Source organism: Pseudoalteromonas sp. 1CM17D (assembly GCF_023161805.1).
GTDB classification, from domain to species: domain Bacteria; phylum Pseudomonadota; class Gammaproteobacteria; order Enterobacterales; family Alteromonadaceae; genus Pseudoalteromonas; species Pseudoalteromonas atlantica.
This window is the reverse complement of the sequence record NZ_JALNTP010000002.1, coordinates 40,794-62,797: the sequence shown is the minus strand read 5'-3', so window position 1 is coordinate 62,797 and position 22,004 is coordinate 40,794. Positions and strand designations below refer to the sequence as shown.

Genomic DNA, 22,004 nt, shown 5'->3' with positions numbered 1-22,004 from the left:
CACCTTTACGCTATAAAATAAGTGACCCCCATGCGAGTACCTCATATTTATCAGGCATCGAGTATTGCCTTAAACACCCCGGTTTCTTTAAACGACGATGCAGCGGGCCATATTGGCCGCGTATTGCGCATGAAAGTAGGCGAACATGTGTCTATTTTTAATGGCGAAGGCGGTGAATACTTCAGTGAAATTATTGAGGTAACTAAAAAATCAGTTGTTGTTATGCCACAACGTTTTGATGAGCATGATGTCGAATCGCCGCTTAAAATTCATTTAGGGCAATGCGTATCACGTGGCGACAAAATGGACTTTACCATCCAAAAATCTGTTGAACTTGGCATTAGCGAAATCACGCCTATTTTTAGTCAGCGCTGTGGCGTTAAACTCAGTGGCGACCGGTTAGAAAAAAAACACCAACAATGGCAAAAAATTGCAATTTCAGCCGCCGAACAATCGGGGCGTAACTTTGTGCCAGTTGTTCACACACCGGTTGATTTAAAGCAATGGCTTGAACAACAAACAGACGCCATTAAGCTCACTTTGCACCCTCGTGCCGAGCACAGCATTAAAACAATAACCGTTCCAAGCACCGGTGTACGCTTTTTAGTAGGCCCTGAAGGCGGCTTTACCGATGAAGAAATGCTGCAAACTAAAGATCAGCACTTTGTTGATATTCGCTTAGGGCCACGCGTTTTACGAACAGAAACGGCCGCTTTAACGGTCTTAAGTGCATTACAATTACAATTTGGCGATTTAGCTAATTGAAATAGCTCAATAGCACCCTCATATTAAAACTATTAACACTCTAGTAGTCATTATAATTAGATTAAGGCACAGCGCATGGCGATAAAGTTAGGTATTATTTCTGATCCTATTAGTGGATTTAACATCAAAAAAGACACCGGTTTTGCAATGATGATGCAAGCGCAAAAACGTGGCTACGAAATTTACTACATGGAGATGGATGACTTATCACTTCGCCAAGGTAAATCGTATGCAACCGCAGCAAAAGCGCAGGTATTTAACAACACCGAAAAGTGGTACGAACTTGAAGAAAAAACCACAATCGCGCTTGCCGACCTAGACGTTATTTTAATGCGAAAAGACCCACCGTTCGATACGGAGTACATCTACGCAACTTATATCTTAGAGCGTGCAGAGCAAGAAGGTACGTTAATTATTAATAAACCACAAAGCCTGCGCGATGCTAACGAAAAGCTATTTACAGCGTGGTTTAGCGAGCATACGCCAGATACGCTAGTAACACGCAGCCAAGCTCAAATACGCGCGTTTTTAGCTGAGCATAAAGACATTATTTTAAAACCACTCGATGGCATGGGCGGCGCATCTATTTTTCGTATTAAAGAAGATGATGCAAACATTGGCGTTATTTGCGAAACCTTAACTGAGCATGGTAGTCGCTTTGCCATGGTGCAAAATTACATTCCAGAGATCAAACAAGGCGATAAACGCGTATTGGTTGTTGATGGTGAAGTTATTCCGTATTGTTTAGCGCGTATTCCACAAAATGGTGAAACCCGCGGTAACTTAGCTGCGGGCGGCCGTGGTGAAGCCCGCCCCCTTAGCGAGTCAGACCTTAAAATAGCTCAAGCAGTTGCCCCTACGCTTAAAGAAAAAGGGTTAGTGTTTGTAGGGTTAGATATTATTGGCGACAAGCTCACCGAAATTAACGTAACAGCACCAACCTGCGTACGTGAAATTGAAGCCGCTTACGATATATCTATTACCGGTATTTTGTTTGACGCAATTGAGCGTAAGCTCGCTGAATAAACACCATTTAAAAGTCCATTAATTTAAGTATTTCATACAATTAATGGACTTTTTATACGCTACGTATATATCTATGCCATACTCAAAGTTCAATAAGTATTCATAAACTAAAAGGGTGAAATCTATGCAATCATTAGAAAATCATTTTTTAATCGCTATGCCGTCGATGCAAGACCCTTTTTTTAAACGTGCCGTTACCTATATTTGTGAGCACAATGAAGATGGGGCTATGGGATTGGTGATCAACCAGCCTATTGATGTGACCGTTGGTGAGCTTTTAGATAAAATAGAAATAGACAACGACAAAACCCAACAAGCCGCGCAAGTCTCTGTGTTTGCAGGTGGTCCGGTTAAAACCGACCGAGGTTTTGTACTTCATTCACCTCAGCCAGGCTACTCTGCAAGCCAAAAGCTTAGCAGTGATATAATGATCACCACATCAAAAGACGTACTTGCCAACCTGACCACCGCCCACGCACCTGAGCAATTTATTATTACGCTTGGTTATTCGGGCTGGGAGCAAGGACAACTTGAGAAAGAGCTTTTAGATAACAGTTGGTTGATCATTAAAGCCGATCCGAAGATCATTTTTGATACGCCGGTAGAAAAACGCTGGGAAAAAGCAGTTTCAATGCTAGGCTTTGATGTTAGCCAACTTTGCAGCGAAGCTGGACACGCTTAAAGAACGATAATGACGAAAAAAAACCTTAAGCCGCAAGGCCAGCGCACCGTAATGGGCTTTGACTTTGGCACCAAAAGCATTGGTATTGCCATAGGACAAGAGCTCACAGGCAGTGCGTCTAGCTTAAAAGCGGTAAAAGCCCAAGATGGTATTCCTAATTGGGATCATATTGCGGTTCAAGTTAAAGAGTGGCAACCCGACTTAATGGTCGTCGGGTTACCCCTTAATATGGATGGTACTTCGCAAGAGGTAACCTTTAAGGCTAAAAAGTTTGCTAACCGCTTGCACAATCATTACGGCATACCGGTGCAAACACAAGATGAGCGACTCACAACCGCCGATGCAAAAGCGCGTTTATTTGAGCACGGTGGCTATAAAAATTTAGGGAAAGGAAATGTCGATAATATGTCGGCAGTGATTATTTTAGAGAGTTTTTTTGAAGCCAGTTATGGTGAATAAGTAATACCGCCTCCTTTAATTACGTAATCTATTTTAAAGGTCGAAAAACACCGCAGTGGTATAAAACGTTATAAGTAATTTTATCCATAAAAAAAGCGCCCAGCGGCGCTTTTTTTATGGATAAAATACAGTGTTAATTGCTGTTTTTATCATCTAGTCCATCAATGGTTACACCTTGTAAAAATCCTGCACCTTGTTGCTCATTATTGCGCAGCTTTATCATTAAGCGTAAATCGTTTGGCGAGTCAGCATGATGTAGTGCATCGGCGTAATTAATACGCTGCTGTTTGTATAGCTCAAATAAGGCTTGGTCAAAGGTTTGCATACCCATTTCTTTAGACTTAGACATGGCCTCTTTTATGCCACCAATATCCCCATTTTTAATTAGCTCTGCCACCATGGGTGAGTTTAATAATATTTCAATCGCGGCTACACGCCCTTCCCCATCAGAAGTGGGAATAAGTTGCTGTGCAACAATGGCGCGTAAATTTAGCGCTAAGTCGTACTTAAGCTTGTCGTGTTTTTCTTTAGGCACTAAGTGCATAATACGGTCAATGGCTTGGTTGGCATTATTAGCATGCAATGTAGCCACACATAAGTGACCCGTTTCGGCAAAGCTCAGAGCGTATTCCATGGTTTCTTGCGAGCGTATTTCACCAATTAAAATAACATCGGGAGCTTGGCGTAAAGAGCTTTTAAGTGCCGACTCAAAGCTGTCGGTATCAAGCCCTACTTCGCGCTGAGTAATAATACTTTTACGGTGCTCGTGTACAAACTCAATCGGATCTTCAATGGTGAGTATATGGCCACGCTGATGACGATTTCTGTAGCCAATTAAGGCAGCCAGTGAAGTTGATTTACCCGTGCCAGTACCACCAACAAACAGCACTAGCCCGCGCTTTGACATAATCACATCAGTAAGTGTAGAGGGCAGCCCTAAATCACTTATATCAGGTATTTGCGTTACAATGCGGCGAATAACCATACCCGCTCTATCGCGCTGCCAAAAAGCCGATATACGAAAACGCCCTTCGTCTGTGGCTATCGCAAAGTTACACTCTTTAGTGGTATGAAATTCGTTTTTTTGTTTATCGCTCATCGCTGATTCTACAAGCGCAAGCGATTGCTCGTCACTTAACTTATCGTCGCTAAGAGCGATAAGCTCACCATTAATTTTTGCACTGACTGGTAATTGACTAGAGACAAATAAATCCGAGCCTTTTTTATCAATCATTATGTGTAAAAAGTGATTTAAAGATAAATTCATAATATGTCCTTAGCCACCAAACTGGGTTTTATCTTGGGCTTTTTCTTTTGCGGCTGCGGTTGTCACAATACCGTGATTAACTAAATTATTTAAACATTGATCCATGGTTTGCATACCGTGTGATGCACCCGTTTGAATAGACGAATACATTTGTGCAATTTTATCTTCACGAATTAAGTTACGAATAGCCGGTACACCAATCATAATTTCGTGCGCGGCCACGCGTCCACCGCCAATTTTTTTAAGTAGTGTTTGCGAAATAACGGCACGCAGTGACTCAGAAAGCATTGAGCGCACCATATCTTTTTCTTCACCTGGGAATACATCAATAATACGGTCAATCGTTTTTGGTGCTGAGGTGGTATGTAGCGTACCAAACACTAAGTGGCCAGTTTCAGCGGCGGTCATCGCAAGGCGAATAGTTTCTAAGTCACGTAGCTCACCAACAAGTATTACATCCGGGTCTTCACGCAGCGCGCTGCGCAGTGCATTAGAGAAGCTGTGCGTATCTCGGTGCACTTCACGTTGGTTAATAAGACTGAGTTTATTATCGTGTACAAATTCGATAGGATCTTCAATGGTGAGGATATGGTGATGTTTTGTTTGATTTATATAATCGACCATAGCCGCAAGCGTTGTTGATTTACCCGAACCAGTTGGGCCGGTAACCAATACTAAACCACGCGGGTTATCTGATATTGTTTTAAAAATATCTGGCGCACCTAAATCTTCAAGCGTCAGTACATCGCTAGGGATGGTACGAAACACCGCTGCAGGGCCGCGGTTTGAGTTAAATGCGTTAACACGAAACCGAGCAAGGTTAGGCACTTCAAACGAAAAATCCACTTCTAGATTTTGTTCGTAGTCCTTGCGCTGATTATCGTTCATAATGTCGTAAACAAGGCTGTTTACATCTTTGTCTGCAAGTGCAGGTATATTAATGCGGCGAACATCACCATCTACGCGTATCATAGGTGAAACACCTGACGATAAGTGTAAATCAGATGCTTTGTGTTGCACACTAAACGCTAATAATTCGGTAATATCCATTTATGACTCCACAACTAACTGATAAATATATGGTTACAATAGCAGAACGACTCACATCCGCCTACGCTAGAATTGCCAACGCGGCTAAAAATGCTAAACGTAGTAGCGACGCTATTACGCTGCTAGCAGTATCAAAGACAAAACCAAGCGACGATATTATTGCTGCCTACGAGCATGGCCAGCGCCAATTTGGTGAGTCTTATGTTCAAGAGGCTGTAGATAAAATAGCTCAACTACACACATTTAGCGACATCATTTGGCATTTCATTGGCCCTATTCAATCAAATAAAAGCGCCCTTGTTGCTGCACATTTTGATTGGGTACAAAGCGTAGATAGAATAAAAATAGCTAAGCGTTTAAACAGTCAACGTCCAGAAAACCTAGCGCCTTTAAATGTGCTTATTCAAGTAAATATAAGCGCCGAGGAGGCTAAATCGGGCTGCAGCGTAGAGCAAATACCCGAACTAGCTGAGTTTATTGATCAATGTGAGCAACTCACTTTGCGTGGTTTAATGGCTATTCCGGCTAAAAGCGACGATCCGAGTGAGCAAAGTCAATCTTTTGAGCAATTACAAACTTGCTTTGATAAACTAAAGGCCCAATATCCTCATATAGATACGTTGTCGATGGGGATGAGCAATGATGTTGAAGCCGCCATTAGCGCAGGTTCAACCATGGTGAGGATCGGCACAGATATTTTTGGAACTCGAACTTAAAAGGTGATAACAGACATATGTCAGATAAAACAATCGCATTTATAGGCACAGGTAACATGAGCTACGCCATTATTGGTGGCATGGTAAAAAACGGTTTTAATGCAAACAACATCATTGCTACAAACCGCAACCAAGAAAAGCTTGCCAAGGTAGCAGACGATTTCAAGGTGAAAACCACCAGCGACAATAACGAAGCCTTACGCGATGCTGATGTCATTGTATTGTCTGTTAAACCACAAATGATGGGCGATTTATGTAAATCGTTCCAAGAATCGGGGATCGACTTTAGTGATAAACTGTTTATTTCGGTAGCGGCTGGCTTAACCGTTAAGCGTTTACGCGAAATGCTTGGCCAAAACGTTAAAATGGTTCGTTGTATGCCAAACACGCCATCGCTACTAGGGCGTGGTGTATCGGGTTTATTTGGCGCAGATGAAACAGCCGAAGAGCACGACTTTGTACAACAAGTATTTGAGTGCACAGGTATTGTTGTTTGGGTAGAGCAAGAGTCGCAAATTAACGATGTCATTGCTGTGACAGGTTCATCGCCCGCTTACTTTTTCTTATTTATGGAAGCCATTGAAGAAAAAGCGAAAGCACTTGGCTTTAACGATGAAGATGCGCGCCGCTTAGTGCAGCAAACTGCGCTGGGTGCAGCCGAAATGGCATTGAGCCAACCAGAGATAAGCATTTCGCAATTACGCGCTAATGTAACTTCTAAAGGCGGCACCACCCATGCTGCGGTTGAGCATTTAAAAGGCGAAGGCCTAGTGCAAACAGTTAGCGATGCAATGGATGCGTGTATTGCGCGTGCAATGCAAATGGAAAAAGAACTTTAAAATTACTTTTTATTGAAGGTTACACTATGAATGCCATGCAATTTTTGATCAGTACCCTGTTTGATTTGTTTTTAATGGTGGTGCTACTGCGTTTTTGGCTACAGTGGGCAAAAGCCGACTTTTACAACCCAATGAGCCAATTTGTGGTTAAAGCAACCTCGTTTGCAGTTAACCCGTTACGTAAAATTATACCTGGACTAGGTGGGCTGGATTTAGCCTCTCTATTGCTGGCATTTATTGTAGCCGTTGCCAAAATTAGTACTTTAATGTTGGTGATATACGGCGCATGGGCTGCGCAACCTGTGTTTATACAAGCACTTATTACCGTACTTAAAGAAGGCTTAAACCTTGTATTTTGGGTATTGATTATTCGCGCTATTTTAAGCTGGGTAAGTCAAGGTTATAACCCAATAGAAGCGGTTTTCCATCAGCTTACTGAGCCAATGCTCAAGCCACTTCGTAAAATTATTCCACCAATGGGTGGCTTAGATTTATCGGTGCTTGTACTAATTATTGGTATTCAGTTTTTACAAATGCTGCTAATGGACTTTTTAGCCTAAATTTTTTGTTATAAGCAAAAGAGGCCCTTTGGCCTCTTTTTTATATAGGACATCATAATGAACCGTTTAATTAAGTTTTGCTTTATTAGTTTTTTAGCCTTTGCTTTTAATGCCCACAGTGAAGACATGCAAGGCGCACAGTACAAAGAGCTGGGCCCTTGGCAAGTGCATTACATTGCTTTTCCATCTACCTTTATTCAGCCGCAAATAGCTAAAACATATGGCCTTGAGCGTAGTGGTTATAAAGGCATTGTTAATATTTCAGTACTGAAAAACAATAGCGATAAAACCGCGCAAACCGCTCAGCTCAGCGGCACCGCAAAAAACCTACTCGGCAATAAGCAAGCCCTTACTTTTAAAGAAGTAAAAGAAGGTGAATCAATTTATTACCTTGCGCAAGTAGACTACACCAACGAAGAGATTTTACGTTTTGAGATAAACATCCAGCAAGGTAGTCAGTCTCAAAAACTCACGTTTCAGCAAAAATTTTACGTAGATTAAAAACATGACCAAAACATTAGTGCTTGCCACAGGCAACCCTGGCAAAGTTAACGAGCTGGCCAATATGCTTAGCCCGCTTAATATAAATGTGCTTCCGCAAAGCGATTTTAACGTAGGCGAAGTAGCCGAAACCGGCACCACCTTTGTAGAGAACGCGATAATTAAAGCCCGCCATGCTGCTAAAATTACCGGCATGCCAGCCATTGCAGATGACTCAGGCTTAGAGGTAGATGGCTTAAATGGTGCGCCGGGCGTGTACTCAGCTCGTTTTGCCGGTGAAAGCGCCAGCGATCAAGACAACATAGATAAACTACTTAATGAATTAGCCGATAACCCAAATCGTAAAGCCCGCTTTTGGTGTGTGCTGGTATTAATGCGCCACGCCGATGACCCTACCCCACTTATTTGCAGCGCAAGCTGGGAAGGCGAAATTACACAAACCCAAAATGGCGAAGGCGGCTTTGGTTATGACCCAGTATTTTTTGTAGCAGAGCAAAACTGTACCAGTGCCGAGCTCACCAAAGAGCAAAAAAATGCGGTGAGTCATCGCGGCCAAGCACTTAAAAAGTTATTACTAGAGCTACAAAGCAAAGGCGGCCTGTGAACCTTCCACCACTGAGCTTATATGTGCACGTACCTTGGTGCGTGCAAAAATGCCCCTATTGCGATTTTAATAGCCATGGGCAAAAAGGCGACATTCCTGAAGCTGAATATGTTCAGCATTTAATTGACGACTTAAAAGCCGATTTGCACTTGGCGCAAGGGCGTAAAATTCACAGTATTTTTATTGGCGGCGGTACACCAAGCTTATTAACTGGCGATGCATATACCCGCTTATTAAGCGAAGTCGATAACCTAATTGGCCTAAGCGACAACTGCGAAATAACCCTTGAGGCAAATCCTGGTACCGTAGAAACCGGGCGCTTTAAAGAGTACGTCAAAGCGGGTATTAACCGTATTTCTATTGGCGTGCAAAGCATGCAAAACGACAAGTTAAAAGCACTTGGCCGTATTCATGGTGCCGATGAAGCGCACTACGCTGCAGAGCAAGCTAAGCAAGCCGGGTTAAATAGCTTTAACCTTGATTTAATGCATGGCTTACCGGGGCAAAGCCTTGACGATGCGCTGAGCGATTTAAAAAAAATAATTGCTTTAAACCCGCCACATATTTCCTGGTATCAGCTCACTATTGAGCCTAATACACAATTTGCATCCAAGCCGCCAACTTTGCCACAAGATGAAACCCTATGGGATATTCAAGAGCAAGGTCAAGCACTACTTGCTCAAGCCGGTTACATACAATACGAAATATCGGGCTATGCAAAGCCAGGCTTTCAATGCCAACATAACTTGAATTATTGGCGTTTTGGCGATTATCTCGGTATTGGCTGTGGCGCTCATGGTAAGGTGACTGATGCAAAAACCGGCATTATTACCCGTACAGAAAAAATTAAGCATCCGCGTGGTTACATGGATATGCTTAAGCCGTACTTGTATAAAAGCTGGCAAGTAGAGCAAGACGATTTAGCCTTTGAATTTTTTATGAATCGCTTTCGCTTAGTCGAGCCTTGCCCTATTGATGATTACAGTGCGCTGACTAATCAGCCATTGCAAAGCCAACAAGCAGCGTTAACTAAAGCAATAAATGCAGGTTTGTTAATACAAGAAAACGGCCATTGGCAAGTAAGCCTTAAAGGGCATCGTTTTTTAAATGACCTGCTAGAATTGTTCGTGTAGTGGTTTTAACCACGCGCGATAAACATAAAATACAAGCAAATAAATATAATACACCCTAATGGGTTTCTAACAACAAAGGGAAAACAATGCGTAAACTTACCTTTATTGCAGCAGCCGTGAGCGTTGCTATTTTAGCCGGCTGCCAGCAGGCACCACAACAAACAACGCCGGCGCCTGCAGTTCAAGCGCAACCTGTGCAAAGCGAAATCGACAAAGCGAATGCGTTTTTTGAAGATACCTTTAACCGCGATGTAATGAACAGCCCGGTTTATCAAACTTACATGGGTATTAAAAAAGATTACGATAAATGGGATGACGGTAGCGAAGAGCAAAAACTAAAAGACCTTGCGCAAGCAAAAGAAGACTTAGTTACTTTAAATGCTATCAACCGCGACCTGCTTGATGATGCCACTAAAGTAAGTTATGACTTAAAAAAACAAGACCTAGAAAGCTCGATTGCTGATTTTAAATGGCGTTACCATAACTACCCGGTTAACCAAATGTTTGGTACGCACTCTATGGTGCCTGCGTTTTTAATAAACCAACATTCAATTAGTAATGTTAAAGAAGCTAAAGATTATATTGCGCGTTTAAACGGTGTACCTACTGTATTTGATCAGCTAATTACTGATTTAGAAACCCGTGCTGATAAAGGCATTATCGCGCCTAAATTTGTGTTCCCACATGTTATAGATTCGAGCAAAAACATCATTCATGGTGCGCCGTTTGATAAAGGTGAAGACTCAACCCTATTAGCCGACTTTAAACGTAAAGTAAGCGCTCTTGAAATTAGCCAAAATGAAAAAGATGCCTTAATTAGCGAGGCAACTGATGCATTAAAATCAGCCGTTAAGCCTTCTTACTCTAAGTTAATTAATTACTTAGCACAGTTAGAAAAACGTGCAGATAACCGCGATGGCGCATGGAAACTGCCTGACGGCGAAGCGTTTTACAATAACGCACTTAAGCGCACCACAACAACTGACTTAACCGCTAAAGAAATTCATGCCATTGGCCTTGCTGAAGTAAAACGTATTCATGATGAAATGCGTGAAATTAAAGACAAAGTAGGCTTTAAAGGTGATTTAAAAGCGTTTATGCAGTTTATGAAAACGGATAAACAATTTTATTATGCCAATGACGAGCAAGGTAAACAGCGTTATTTAGATGAAGCCACTGGCTTAATCAACACCATGAAAACTCGTCTAGATGAGTTATTTATTGTTAAGCCAAAGGCTGATCTTAAAGTTAAAGCCGTTGAAGCATTCCGCGAAAAAGCAGCAGGTAAAGCATTTTACCAACAACCTGCGCCAGATGGCTCACGCCCTGGTATTTACTACGCAAACCTTTACGACATGGAAGCAATGCCAACGTACCAAATGGAAGCATTAGCGTACCATGAGGGTATTCCGGGTCACCACATGCAAATTGCTATTTCACAAGAGCTTGAAGGTGTACCTAAGTTTCGTAAGTTTGGTGGCTACACCGCTTACATTGAAGGTTGGGGCTTATACTCAGAGTACATTCCTAAAGAAATGGGCCTTTACTCAGACCCATACTCAGACTTTGGTCGCCTTTCTATGGAATTATGGCGTGCGTGTCGCTTAGTCGTTGATACCGGTATTCACGCAATGAAATGGACTCGCCGAGAAGGTATTGATTACTACGTAAATAATACGCCTAACGCCACATCTGACGGTGTTAAAATGGTTGAGCGTCACATTGTAATGCCATCGCAAGCGACAGCTTATAAAGTGGGTATGCTTAAAATTTTAGAGCTGCGTGAAGAGGCTAAAAAGCAACTAGGCGATAAGTTTGATATTCGTCAGTTCCACGACGTTATACTTAAAAATGGCCCTGTACCACTTAACGTACTAGAGAACTTTGTAAACGAGTGGGTAGCAAGTAAAAAAGCTTAATACTTGGTTATAAATAGAAAAAGGTCGCTGATGCGGCCTTTTTTGTTTTATAGTAATAAAAACGCTCAGAGGTAGGGTTAAGAATGGATTTAAGCATACAATTACTTAATGCGCGCATTGCTAAGCATCAGCTAGACGAGCTCGATAACGACTTTAAACAGTTAAGCCCTGCTCAGCAAACATTACAGCTAAACCACCTTTACGAAAGTGCTTTGCGGATGAGTATTAAATACGACTTTATGCAAAATGTGGCAACACGTATTTTAACAACCAACACCCCACCAGCACCTTTTATAAACCAATTAACAACGACTGATGCTTTAACGTTTTTTACACCTGCATTAAAAGAAAATAACGGCTTTTTAGCACAAGACAGCCAAGGAAATAATGTGCTGCACAATGTATTTAAACACGCCAATGCTCAAAAGCTGGCGTTTAACTATGTGCGCTCATTAATGCTATTTGAATCTAACGATAATTTAGTTAAAGCCCTTGCACAAACAAATGCTCGTGGCCTCACCCCTGTTGCCTGTTATATCGCCTATGCTGATAAACCTAGCACACCAATAAAGCATGAATTTTCAGCATTATTAGCGCTTATGGAAATAGAGCAAAAACAAAATCCAACCGCTAAACAGCAACTGGCAAATATATTAAAAGGCGCTGATATAAACGAAACCAGCATTTTACTTAGCGCTGCTTACCTACAGCGCTCAACCGCGCAAATTGCCCACTTAGTTAGAGCAATTTAGTCACTTAAGTAATATTCAACACTGGTGACCACCCTCACCTTTTTGATATGTGGCGTGTTTGAATCGCGATTGCTAATGCTAAATTGCCCTTGGCGAGCGGATTTTATTTTACCCAGCGTTGAGTTCGAATCTTTAGCAAATTTGTTGGCAACTTCACGGGCTTTTTCTGTAGCCTCTTGCACCATGGCTGGTTTTATATCGTTAAGACCGGTAAATAAATACTCAACTTTGGTTTCGTAACTATTTTGCACAATGGCAATGCCCTGTTTAGCTAATTGACTCACTTTACTCAGTGCATTTTGTACTTTGTCGGGCGCGTTCGAATACACAATAATATTAGCGCGTACCAAGTAACGAAACTTTTGATTATCGTTAGCGTATTCACGGGCTTGCTTATCAATTATCGACTGGCTACCCGTACTTATTTCGTCATCATCAAAGCCATGTAGCTTTAAAAATGCAATAACAGCATCGTTTTTTTGCTCAACCCGACTAACCAGTTTTTCTAAGTCGTTGTCTGCATCACTGTATTGTAGCGGCCAAATTACCGTATCGGCACTAACTTCACGCTCTGCTAACCCTTTAACCTGCACACTACGCTCCATGCTTTTTACATCTACTGCGGCACTTTTAATAATAAAGCCTAATAAAATTAAGCCTATACTTAGGCAAATTGCGGCTATAACGGTGTAAAAACCGGGTGTTTTATTCACAAAAAACTCCTTGATTGATATCAATAATAAGTATCTATGCGCTCGAAATAACACAGCAAACAGGGTACATTGAGACTATAAATAACGCAAAATATAATCAGCCAAGGATATGCCATGAGCTTAAAGCGCATCAGCCAATTTTTTAATCCGGCCTCGGTAGCCGTTATTGGCGCCTCGAATACCCCCACACGCGCGGGGTTTGTCGTTATGCGCAATTTATTGCAAGGTGGGTTTAAAGGGCCAATTATGCCCGTAACCCCTACCCATAGTGCGGTACACGGTGTGCTTGCCTACCCTGATATTGCCGCGCTGCCCAAAGTGCCCGACTTAGCCGTTATTTGTACAAATAAAAATACCTTACTGAGCATTATCGAGCAGCTAGGTGAACTTGGCTGTAAAAGTGCAATTGTGATTGCTGATGGGCTCTCATTGAGCCAAAAAACAGCCTTAAAGCGCGCTGCAAATGCCCATCACGTTACTTTGCTTGGGCCTAACTGTTTAGGGCTGCTCATTCCGCATATTGGCCTTAATGCCAGCTTTTCTCACACAGTTGCAGCACCAGGGAAACTGGCATTTATATCGCAATCCGCAGCGGTGTGTTCCACTATTTTAGATTGGGCTAAAAATAAAGAAATTGGCTTTTCGTATTTTGTTTCGGTCGGTGATTGCCTAGATATCGATTTTGACGAGCTGCTCGATTTTTTAGGCCGCGATGCTAAAACCAAAGCGATTTTGCTCTACATAGATAATATTGAGGATATTCGCGGGTTTATATCGGCAGCACGGGCAGCGGCTTTTAGTAAGCCAGTTATTGCCATTAAAACGGGAAAAACCGGAGCAGGCGCACTGGCTGCTGAAATTCATACCGGTGGCAAGCAAAGTTCAGATGCAGTGTACGATGCGCTTTTTCAACGCGCCGGTATGCTGCGAGTTAGTGATCTGCGCGAACTTTTTGCAGCCACGCAAACACTTGCCATCCACCCTAAGTTACTAAAAGTTGAGCAGTTAACCATTTTAACCAACGGCGGCGGCCCGGGGGTTATGGCGGTCGATGAGCTTATTTTAAATTCGGGCAAACTTACCCAGCTTAGTGAGCAAACACGATCCGCACTCAATAAAGTTATTCCGCAGTCGGATACTACATCTAACCCTGTCGATATTTTTGGCGACTCTGCTCCGGCGCGTTACAAGCAAGCATTAGAAATTTTACTTCGCGCCGAAGAAGTTAAAAACTTACTTATTATTCATACCCCTTCGGCACTTGCACCAAGTGAAGACTACGCCGATATGATAGTGCAAACCTTACAAAAAATACCAAAGATGGCACGCCCTTATGTAATGACCAACTTTATGGGTGAAGATGCGGCTTATGCTGCGAGGCGTGTTTGCTCTAACCACACTATTCCAACCTATCGTACGCCTGAGGGTGCGGTTGGCGCATTTATGCATTTAGTTAGCTATCGTCGTAACCAAAAACATTTAACGCAAACACCCGAATCAAATACCGATGATGCAAAAATAAATAAATCAGCGGCCACTACGCTCATTAACGAATTTTTAGAAGAAGAGCAAAGCTACTTACCCACTCATCAAGCAAGCCAAATTCTTAGTCATTATGGTGTTGAGTGTATTCAAACAGAAGTAGCCTACACGCCCACAGAGGCGCGTGAGCAAGCAATTGAACTAGGTTTTCCGGTAGCGTTAAAGTTGATTAGCCCAAGTATTGCCTCAAAATCAGAAGTAGGGGGCGTGGTTCTTAACTTAAACGATGCAAACGAGGTTGAACAAACCGCCTTTGCCATGCTGATACGAATTAAAAACACCTATCCAGATGCTGTTATTGAAGGGTTTTCATTGCAAAAAATGGCGCCGCGCGCCGGCGCTAATGAACTGCGAATCGCCATTAAAACTGAGCCTAATTTTGGCCCTGTTATATTACTTGGTGAAGCGGGTAATGGGTTAGAGTATGCCCAAGCAGCCGTTGCTTTGCCGCCGCTTAATATGAACTTAGCTAAATACCTCATTGCAGCCGCAAACGATAAAGGCGTATTAAAAGATCGCATTTTGCCAGAAAAAGTCGACAAATATCGCTTGTGCGCCCTGCTCACACGTATATCTCAACTTGTTGTCGATCAGCCCGATATAAGTGCCATGGAACTTAATCCTATTTTAGCCAGTAATGGGCAATTTTTGGTGCTTGATGCCACTATTAGTGTTAATCGCTATCAGGCACGCAGCGATCGTAAACGTTTATGTATTCGCCCTTACCCTATTGATCTTGTAGAAGAAGTAACCCTTAAAAATAATACACGAGCTACATTAAGGCCTATTCGTCCAGAGGATGAAAAAGCCCACCAAGAGTTTGATCAATCACTCAATAAAGAAGATCGTTACAAACGCTTTTTTGGTGAGCTGCCCCAATTTAACCACGACCAGCTCGCAAAAATGACGCAAATAGATTACGACCGAGAAATGGCCTTTATTGTATGCCAGCGCTTTGAAGGTAAAAGCCGCACCCTAGGTGTAGCACGCGTTATTATGGACCCTGATAATTTACATGCTGAGTTTGCAACCGTGGTTCGCTCTGACTACCAAGGCTTAGGTCTTGGCAGACTGCTTATGAGCGCTGCAATAAATCATTGTAAGCGCCAAGGCGTAGAAGTAATTGAAGGCATAACACTGCCTGAGAACACCGGCATGATTGAGCTTGCCCGTAAGTTAGGTTTTACAATTAGCCGTGATTTTGAAGAAGGCAGTATTAATATGCTGTTAAAGCTAAACACATGAGCAGCACAGCAAGACAAACGTTAGCGCAGGTATTTGAAGGGACTGGCGATTACCGAAAAGCGGGGCATATACTCGACACCGCGCTGATTGCTTTAATTATGCTTAACGTTATTGCCATTGTGTTGGAATCAGTACCGAGTATAAACAAAGTATATTACCCGCAGTTTTTACTATTAGAGGTTATTTCGGTGGCTATTTTTAGCCTTGAATACCTTGCAAGGCTTTGGGCCTGTGTTGATAAAAGCAAATACGCAGCTATAAAAGGTTCAAACGCAAAACGCCGGCTGCATTATTTTTTATCACCTTTGGCTCTCATCGATTTAATAGCCATTTTACCCAGCTTGCTAATGTTTGTGTTTCCTCTGGATTTGCGTTTTTTACGTGTATTAAGGCTTTTAAGAGTATTTAAACTTACTCGTTATTCACGTGCAATGCAGTTGTTATTACAAGCATTTAAAGACGAAGCGAGCTCGTTACTGGCCGCGTTTTTTATTATGTCGGTACTGCTAATACTTGCCTCCTGCGGTATTTATTTATTGGAGCACGATATTCAGCCAGATAAATTTGGCTCTATTCCTGCAGCTATGTGGTGGGCTATGGCGACCCTCACTACGGTTGGGTATGGTGATGTTGTACCGCTAACGCCACTTGGTAAACTCTTTGGTGGCGTAGTTACTTTGGTGAGCATGGGAATGGTGGCAATTCCTACAGGCTTGCTTGCCTCAAGTTTTTCGGAGCAAATACGTAAACGCCGGCAATTTTTTGAAGATGCCGTACATGAGCAAATTCACCAAGGCAGTTTAGATGAATCACAGCGTTTGCACTTAGAGGAGCTGCGCTACAAGTTAGGCTTAAGTAAACTTGAGGCCAATAAAGCAATTAAAACGCAGCTTAATCAACGCAACAGCCATTTATTTTGCCGCCACTGTGGTAAACGCCAATAAGCTTATTTTTACTGGTTAAATATGTTGCCCCAATCTTGTTTGATCAGTGCGGGAACAGCTTCTTTAGGTACTGGCTTACTAAATAAATAGCCCTGAAAATGCTTACACCCTAACTGCTTTAAAAACTGCAGCTGTTGTTTGTTTTCAATGCCCTCAGCCACGCACTCTTTACCTAAGCTATGAGCTAAGGTAAGCGTTGATTGAATAATGGCTTCATCATCCGAGTCCACGCCAATATCTTGCACAAAGCTTCTATCTATTTTTAGTACATCGATAGGAAAACGCTTTAAATACGTTAATGAGGCATAGCCTGTTCCAAAGTCATCCATGTAGAGCTTACAGCCAAGCTTTTTCAGCATTTCCATACTGTGCAGCGCATGTTTAGAGTCGCGCATTAAAATAGACTCGGTAATTTCAAACACTATGGCTTCTGAGGGCACATTAGCGTGGCTCAGCGCTTTATGAATGTCGGTTACAAGCTCTTCGTATTCAAAATCAAGTGCAGAGAGGTTTATCGACAAATACAGCTGAGGTGAAATCTCACGCCATTGTTTAAGGGCTTGCAACGCACGGGCAAAGGTTTGCAGCATAATTTTTGTTATTAACCCTATGCTCTCAGCCGCTAAAGAAAACTCTTGCGTGGGCACTAAAGTGTTTTCTGGCCAGCGTAACAACACTTCAAAACCTTCGGTTTTTTGAGTGTGCGCATTCACTATAGGCTGGTAGTAATTGCAAAACTCTTGCTCTTGGTACGCTTTAGTTAGCAAAGACTCTAAATGCAGGGCTTTTTGTACATGCTGGTTCATCTCCTGCTTGTAAAACTTATAACTGCTTTCGAGCGACTCTTTTGCATGGTACAAAGCTATACTGGCAGCTTTTAACAGCGCAGCATGATCTGCGGCGTCATCAGGCGCTATTGCTACACCAATACTTAAATTAACGTTTACCACCTGGCCATTAAATTCCATATTTTGGCTTACAGAATCTATTAATTTAGTGCAAATAAGCAATACTTCTTCAATTTGCTGCACATCTTCCACCAGCACCACAAATTCATCGCCACCAAAGCGCGCAACACTTGCAGAAGGACGCAAAGAGCGCTTAATGCGCTTAGCCACTTGCTTTATTAGCTCATCAGCCGCTTCACGTCCAAATGAGTCGTTAAAGTATTTAAACCGCTTAATGTTTATGTGCAGCATAGCTACTTTACATTGATGATTTTGCGCTTGCTCAATCGCATGCTCAACCCTGTCGTTAAAAAGCATGCGGTTAGGCAAACCGGTTAATGAGTCATAGTTGGCTAAAATATGAAGCTCATTTTCAGCCAATTTTTGCGCATGAATGTCGGTTAAAATAATAACGTAGCTGCTTAAACGGTGTTCAGTGTCGGCCACTGCACTTATTTTTACTAACACATGGCGCTGCTCACCACTGGCAAGGGTGACTAAGTCTTCACAGGAAAAATGCTCACCCACATTTAGCTTTTGCATTATCCGTAAGTAGTCAAAGCGATTACTTCGCGATATGCCTAAATTAAGGGCACGGCTAGAGCGTGGCTCACTAGGAAAGTTAAAGGCCGTTTGCAACGATTTGTTAGAGGCGCGAACCGTAAAGTTTTTATCAAGAATAAATACCCAATCGCGGGTTTGCTCAAACGCAGCGGTAAATAAACGGGCATGCTCTTCAAACACCATTTCGCGGGTCATATTGGTGTAAGTACCCGCTACTTTTTTAGGAAGTTGTCCGCTCCATTCCACCACTTTGCCAAAGTCTTTATACCAACGCCAATAGCCTTTAGCGTGGCGTAAACGATAAGTGCAATTAAAGTAGCCTTTATCGGTTGATAAAAATTCTAACCATTCTAATCTGAAAAGCGCTTTATCTTGCGGGTGAATTTTAGCTAGGTAATCATCCAAGCTCACGCTTTCTTGATCATACCCAAGTTCATTACATAAGCGCGGCTGGTAAATACTACTCGATGTAGACTGCCAATCCCACATGCCAGACTCACTACCCTCTAAGGCTAGTTTTAATCGCGCTTCACTTTCTTTACTTTCTTTATTAGCGGCCAGTAATATGCGCTGAATTTTGTTGCGGCGCATTACCCAAAAAGCAATAAATGCGATAAACAAAACGCCATAAAGCACCATAAAATATGGCGCTCGCCACAGAGGATACTTAACACGAATTTTTAGCACTGCAGGCGGCGTGTACTCACCGGTTAACGGATCTTTAGCCCATACTTTGAGCTGGTAATTACCTGGATTTAATTTAGGGAATAACACCCGATTATTATTACGGGTGTAGGTTTTTTGGCCGTTATCGAGCTGATACTCATAAATTATGCGCTCTTGATAGCTAAACGCCATCGCCGAAAACGCCACCTCTAAACCGATATCATCATGGTTAAGGACTATTTCATTTAATGGCTGTTTTAAATCGATAGATAAGTCGCGCGACATTAAATCAACTCGCGTTATATTTACATGATCAATTAATGAGTGGTAATTTTGATTTTCCATCGGATGAAAATATGTAATGCCCTTTAAGCTGCCATAGGCAATGCGCCCATCGCTTAAATGCGCCATGGCACTGCTGTTAAACTCAGCAGAAAGCAGCCCCTCAGATGTAGTAAACTGCTGAAAATGAAGTGTTTCTGGGTTTAGTCGCCATATGCCTTTATGGCTACTCATCCAAATCATGCCATTATCATCAAGCACCATGTCATAAAGTAAGGTACCTAACTTATTTTTTTCTAAGTCAATCGTGTGTACCAATTTGTAACTGGCTGCATCAAGCCCAATCAGGCCAAAATTAGATAGTGAAATCCATAAAATATTGTTGTTATCGACCACGTAAGAAAGCACATTAATAGCCACGTTATCGTGCTGTTTTGGCACTTTATAAATGGTGTTTAATGCTAATGTGGTTGGGTTTACCTGATATAAAATACCCGCATTAAAAAACAGGGGCATATCAGGCTTGGTTGCCAGCGCTGGCGAAAAACCATGCGCCAAAAACGGCTCTATTTTGCTAAAGGCCCCTTCTAATCGGGTGATCTGCTGAGTATCAATATTATATACAAACATACCGTGATCTGAGTGCACATAGTACAAATCACCGTTAGGCATTAAGGTTACGCCGTGTACCCAGCCTTCTATGTAGGCTCTATTGTTGGGGTTTGTTATTGTTGGCTCGTTAATTTGATGCGTTATGGGGTCAAACTCAAACAGCCCACGGTTTGTATGTAACCAAAGCTTTTGCTTATAAGGAATAATTTCATACACGCTAAATTCGGTAGTCAGTAAGTCTACTTTGTGGTTTTTTAAGTAAACTTGGCTGGTGTTAGTGGCTAAATCAATTTCGGTTAAGCCATTATGCGTTGCCAGCCATAGGCTGTTGCCATACTCCGTAATGCCCCAAACCGAAGGATGTGAAAGGCCATCGCCACCCAGTTTACTACCATCTATATTGCTAAAGTGATAGGTATTATTAGACAGATAAAATGCACCATCGGTTTTAGTAGCGAGCCAATACCCTCCCGATTTATCTTTTACCATGTCTATCATACTGGTATCAGATAGGCTGTATTTACTTTGTGTAATACGTGTATTTTTTACCAACTCTTTGCTATTTAAATCAAATTTAAAGAGCCCTTTATTAGTCGCCAGATCTAGCTTTTCGCCTTCGTTGATGATGCGCCATACATTTAAATCGGCAATAACGGCTTGGTTTTTAAATGCTATGTCGGGGCGTTCAAACATGCCTGGCAAGTCGCTAATATCAACTTGATACAAGCCTTTAACGGTGCCTACTAACAACTGATTATTTTCAATAACCGAAAACGATTTAACGTTGTTTTGATAAATATGCTCGGCTTTGCTTTTTAAATGCTGCAGCGGCCTAATTTGCTCAGAGGCGATATCAAATACAAACGCCCCATGGCTTGTGCCTATAAAAATATACCCATTGTAATGAAAAAGCTCTCTGACTAAGGTGTTTTCGTATTCTTTAGGCAGCTCAAATAGGCTGGTTATTTTACCTGTTTCAATATCTAATTTAGCAAAGTCGCGACCACGCCCAATCCATAAGGTTTTGTCATCAACCGCAGCCATACTAAATACCGACTGGCTTAAAATTTGTTTTTCGCTGGTAGGTTGAGAAATAAATTGCTGGTAGGTGTCGGTACTTGGGTCGTATTTAAATAAGCCGGCAAGTAATGAGGCTATCCAAATATTGCCTGCGGGGTCTTGGTAAATACAATCAATTATGGCTTCTTCAAGCTCGCCATTAGGGCCATTAATTGAAACAACTTGGTAACCATCATAGCGGTTTAACCCCCCTTCGGTAGAGAGCCATAAGTAACCGTTATCATCAAGCAGCATAGTGTTCACATAGCTTTGCGACAGGCCTTCACTGGGGGATAAACGTTTAACCTGTGCGCCAACTTGGCAACTAAATATAGCGATTAAAGCTATACAGCAACTAATGATCCAATGAACGCCTTTACTCATGGCTTGATCCGTTGTTTTTGTTATAGGTATTCGAGTGCGACTATATTTCGATGCGTATAAATATCAAAAAGTGCTTTTAAACCAGGAGTATATGTTAATACTTGGTTAAAACCAAGACTCGTATATAAAGCTGTAATATTTTTATAAGCAAAGGTGTAAAGCGGCATACTTTGCTGTTTTATAGCGGCGCATACAAGTTGCTTTGCCAGCCCTTTTGCACGGTGCTGCGGGGCAACAAATACGGTCGATAAAAATAAAAAGTCGTGTTTATTTTGTATCCGACACGCCGCAACTATCTGCATTTCACTGTAAACAACCCAAACCTGATCTTGCTTATTAGCACGTCCTCTTACGCTATACAGTGCATAAAACTTATTAACTAATGGAATCTTAAGTGTGTCTAACTTTTGTACTGTATACATATATTAGCTTAGCATTAACGCCAAATACTGCTCAAACTGTTGCTTTAAAAACGTTTGCTCTGCCACTGGGCGGCTATGAATCGTATTATAAACTTGCTCACGTGTTTTTTTATTACGTTTAATTTGATAAGCCCAAAATGAGGCTTCGTAATCTAATTGAATCTGGTATTTTTGCTCTCGGGGTAAAGCACATAAATTAAAACTCACAACCACTCCTAAGTACGGTTAGTTATCCGCATTTATTATACGTATATTTGAACCCATTTACTGTTTAAAAAGCAACAAACATGGGCAAAAACCAAACTATTTTGGTATTATTCGCTGCGATCATTTGCCCTCTCCTTATTTTAA

At 42.0% G+C, this 22,004-nt stretch carries 20 protein-coding genes; 14 read left to right on the top strand and 6 right to left on the bottom strand.

Features of this window, described 5'->3' with window-relative positions:
- The first annotated feature begins 30 nt into the window (after positions 1 to 30).
- From rsmE to ruvX, 4 genes are all read left to right on the top strand, one after another.
- Positions 31 to 765, top strand: coding sequence for a 16S rRNA (uracil(1498)-N(3))-methyltransferase (rsmE, locus tag MSC25_RS03950; protein ID WP_096041192.1), 735 nt, complete (start codon positions 31 to 33; stop codon positions 763 to 765).
- Between the two features lie 75 nt (positions 766 to 840).
- Positions 841 to 1,791, top strand: coding sequence for a glutathione synthase (gene gshB / locus MSC25_RS03945; RefSeq protein ID WP_096041191.1), 951 nt, complete (start codon positions 841 to 843; stop codon positions 1,789 to 1,791).
- A gap of 124 nt (positions 1,792 to 1,915) precedes the next feature.
- On the top strand, positions 1,916 to 2,473 hold the full coding sequence (locus tag MSC25_RS03940) for a YqgE/AlgH family protein (protein WP_004586843.1): 558 nt from the start codon (positions 1,916 to 1,918) through the stop codon (positions 2,471 to 2,473).
- Between the two features lie 9 nt (positions 2,474 to 2,482).
- The gene (gene ruvX / locus MSC25_RS03935; protein WP_004586842.1) at positions 2,483 to 2,932 is read left to right on the top strand and encodes a Holliday junction resolvase RuvX; all 450 of its coding nucleotides are present in this window, start codon (positions 2,483 to 2,485) and stop codon (positions 2,930 to 2,932) included.
- A gap of 133 nt (positions 2,933 to 3,065) precedes the next feature.
- Here the strand turns inward: ruvX and MSC25_RS03930 are convergent, their stop codons facing one another.
- Both MSC25_RS03930 and MSC25_RS03925 read right to left on the bottom strand, forming a co-directional pair.
- Entirely contained in the window at positions 3,066 to 4,199 is a 1,134-nt protein-coding gene (locus tag MSC25_RS03930; protein ID WP_029772387.1) for a PilT/PilU family type 4a pilus ATPase, read from the bottom strand.
- A 9-nt stretch (positions 4,200 to 4,208) separates the two neighbouring features.
- On the bottom strand, positions 4,209 to 5,249 hold the full coding sequence (locus tag MSC25_RS03925) for a type IV pilus twitching motility protein PilT (protein ID WP_004586840.1): 1,041 nt from the start codon (positions 5,247 to 5,249) through the stop codon (positions 4,209 to 4,211).
- Between the two features lie 2 nt (positions 5,250 to 5,251).
- Here MSC25_RS03925 and MSC25_RS03920 point away from each other — a divergent pair, with 2 nt between their 5' ends.
- The 8 genes from MSC25_RS03920 (at position 5,252) to MSC25_RS03885 (ending at position 12,273) form a co-directional block, all read left to right on the top strand.
- The gene (locus MSC25_RS03920) at positions 5,252 to 5,965 is read left to right on the top strand and encodes a YggS family pyridoxal phosphate-dependent enzyme (protein WP_273588905.1); all 714 of its coding nucleotides are present in this window, start codon (positions 5,252 to 5,254) and stop codon (positions 5,963 to 5,965) included.
- A 17-nt stretch (positions 5,966 to 5,982) separates the two neighbouring features.
- A complete protein-coding gene (gene proC, locus MSC25_RS03915; protein WP_004586838.1) occupies positions 5,983 to 6,804 on the top strand; it encodes a pyrroline-5-carboxylate reductase in 822 nt (273 codons plus the stop codon).
- Between the two features lie 26 nt (positions 6,805 to 6,830).
- Positions 6,831 to 7,364, top strand: coding sequence for a YggT family protein (locus MSC25_RS03910; RefSeq protein ID WP_004586837.1), 534 nt, complete (start codon positions 6,831 to 6,833; stop codon positions 7,362 to 7,364).
- 57 nt (positions 7,365 to 7,421) lie between these two features.
- On the top strand, positions 7,422 to 7,865 hold the full coding sequence (locus MSC25_RS03905; RefSeq protein WP_004586836.1) for a DUF4426 domain-containing protein: 444 nt from the start codon (positions 7,422 to 7,424) through the stop codon (positions 7,863 to 7,865).
- 4 nt (positions 7,866 to 7,869) lie between these two features.
- The gene (locus MSC25_RS03900) at positions 7,870 to 8,469 is read left to right on the top strand and encodes an XTP/dITP diphosphatase (RefSeq protein WP_055254892.1); all 600 of its coding nucleotides are present in this window, start codon (positions 7,870 to 7,872) and stop codon (positions 8,467 to 8,469) included.
- Complete coding sequence (gene hemW, locus MSC25_RS03895) at positions 8,466 to 9,602, top strand: radical SAM family heme chaperone HemW (RefSeq protein ID WP_248442680.1); 1,137 nt, start codon at positions 8,466 to 8,468, stop codon at positions 9,600 to 9,602. The genes MSC25_RS03900 and hemW overlap by 4 nt, the downstream gene beginning before the upstream one ends.
- 86 nt (positions 9,603 to 9,688) lie before the next feature.
- Positions 9,689 to 11,521 carry a DUF885 domain-containing protein gene (locus MSC25_RS03890; protein ID WP_248442678.1) on the top strand — a complete coding sequence of 611 codons (1,833 nt, stop codon included), beginning with the start codon at positions 9,689 to 9,691 and terminating at the stop codon, positions 11,519 to 11,521.
- An 83-nt stretch (positions 11,522 to 11,604) separates the two neighbouring features.
- Positions 11,605 to 12,273, top strand: coding sequence for a hypothetical protein (locus MSC25_RS03885; protein WP_004586832.1), 669 nt, complete (start codon positions 11,605 to 11,607; stop codon positions 12,271 to 12,273).
- Here MSC25_RS03885 and MSC25_RS03880 read toward each other — a convergent pair.
- Entirely contained in the window at positions 12,270 to 12,986 is a 717-nt protein-coding gene (locus MSC25_RS03880; protein WP_004586831.1) for an SIMPL domain-containing protein, read from the bottom strand. The two genes, MSC25_RS03885 and MSC25_RS03880, sit on opposite strands and share 4 nt — an antisense overlap.
- A 114-nt stretch (positions 12,987 to 13,100) precedes the next feature.
- Between MSC25_RS03880 and MSC25_RS03875 the strand changes: the two genes are divergently transcribed.
- On the top strand, positions 13,101 to 15,773 hold the full coding sequence (locus MSC25_RS03875; protein WP_138577998.1) for a bifunctional acetate--CoA ligase family protein/GNAT family N-acetyltransferase: 2,673 nt from the start codon (positions 13,101 to 13,103) through the stop codon (positions 15,771 to 15,773).
- The gene (locus MSC25_RS03870; RefSeq protein WP_248442676.1) at positions 15,770 to 16,717 is read left to right on the top strand and encodes an ion transporter; all 948 of its coding nucleotides are present in this window, start codon (positions 15,770 to 15,772) and stop codon (positions 16,715 to 16,717) included. Before MSC25_RS03875 ends, MSC25_RS03870 begins: the two co-directional genes overlap by 4 nt.
- 8 nt (positions 16,718 to 16,725) lie before the next feature.
- Here the strand turns inward: MSC25_RS03870 and MSC25_RS03865 are convergent, their stop codons facing one another.
- The 3 genes from MSC25_RS03865 to MSC25_RS03855 are packed head-to-tail and all read right to left on the bottom strand — an operon-like array spanning position 16,726 to position 21,860.
- Positions 16,726 to 21,231 carry an EAL domain-containing protein gene (locus MSC25_RS03865; RefSeq protein ID WP_248442673.1) on the bottom strand — a complete coding sequence of 1,502 codons (4,506 nt, stop codon included), beginning with the start codon at positions 21,229 to 21,231 and terminating at the stop codon, positions 16,726 to 16,728.
- 20 nt (positions 21,232 to 21,251) lie between these two features.
- Positions 21,252 to 21,653 carry a GNAT family N-acetyltransferase gene (locus MSC25_RS03860; protein WP_004586827.1) on the bottom strand — a complete coding sequence of 134 codons (402 nt, stop codon included), beginning with the start codon at positions 21,651 to 21,653 and terminating at the stop codon, positions 21,252 to 21,254.
- Positions 21,654 to 21,656: 3 nt separating this feature from the next.
- The gene (locus MSC25_RS03855; RefSeq protein WP_004586826.1) at positions 21,657 to 21,860 is read right to left on the bottom strand and encodes a DUF3283 family protein; all 204 of its coding nucleotides are present in this window, start codon (positions 21,858 to 21,860) and stop codon (positions 21,657 to 21,659) included.
- Positions 21,861 to 22,004 lie beyond the last annotated feature (144 nt).

Coding starts and splice junctions, on each gene's coding strand:
- proC (WP_004586838.1), top strand. CDS start 5,983: ATGTCAGATAAAACAATCGCATTTATAGGCACAGGTAACATGAGCTAC.
- MSC25_RS03905 (WP_004586836.1), top strand. CDS start 7,422: ATGAACCGTTTAATTAAGTTTTGCTTTATTAGTTTTTTAGCCTTTGCT.
- MSC25_RS03900 (WP_055254892.1), top strand. CDS start 7,870: ATGACCAAAACATTAGTGCTTGCCACAGGCAACCCTGGCAAAGTTAAC.
- MSC25_RS03930 (WP_029772387.1), bottom strand. CDS start 4,199: ATGAATTTATCTTTAAATCACTTTTTACACATAATGATTGATAAAAAA.
- MSC25_RS03860 (WP_004586827.1), bottom strand. CDS start 21,653: ATGTATACAGTACAAAAGTTAGACACACTTAAGATTCCATTAGTTAAT.
- ruvX (WP_004586842.1), top strand. CDS start 2,483: ATGACGAAAAAAAACCTTAAGCCGCAAGGCCAGCGCACCGTAATGGGC.
- MSC25_RS03890 (WP_248442678.1), top strand. CDS start 9,689: ATGCGTAAACTTACCTTTATTGCAGCAGCCGTGAGCGTTGCTATTTTA.
- MSC25_RS03910 (WP_004586837.1), top strand. CDS start 6,831: ATGAATGCCATGCAATTTTTGATCAGTACCCTGTTTGATTTGTTTTTA.
- MSC25_RS03920 (WP_273588905.1), top strand. CDS start 5,252: ATGACTCCACAACTAACTGATAAATATATGGTTACAATAGCAGAACGA.
- MSC25_RS03865 (WP_248442673.1), bottom strand. CDS start 21,231: ATGAGTAAAGGCGTTCATTGGATCATTAGTTGCTGTATAGCTTTAATC.
- MSC25_RS03870 (WP_248442676.1), top strand. CDS start 15,770: ATGAGCAGCACAGCAAGACAAACGTTAGCGCAGGTATTTGAAGGGACT.
- MSC25_RS03940 (WP_004586843.1), top strand. CDS start 1,916: ATGCAATCATTAGAAAATCATTTTTTAATCGCTATGCCGTCGATGCAA.
- MSC25_RS03885 (WP_004586832.1), top strand. CDS start 11,605: ATGGATTTAAGCATACAATTACTTAATGCGCGCATTGCTAAGCATCAG.
- rsmE (WP_096041192.1), top strand. CDS start 31: ATGCGAGTACCTCATATTTATCAGGCATCGAGTATTGCCTTAAACACC.
- MSC25_RS03925 (WP_004586840.1), bottom strand. CDS start 5,249: ATGGATATTACCGAATTATTAGCGTTTAGTGTGCAACACAAAGCATCT.
- MSC25_RS03875 (WP_138577998.1), top strand. CDS start 13,101: ATGAGCTTAAAGCGCATCAGCCAATTTTTTAATCCGGCCTCGGTAGCC.
- gshB (WP_096041191.1), top strand. CDS start 841: ATGGCGATAAAGTTAGGTATTATTTCTGATCCTATTAGTGGATTTAAC.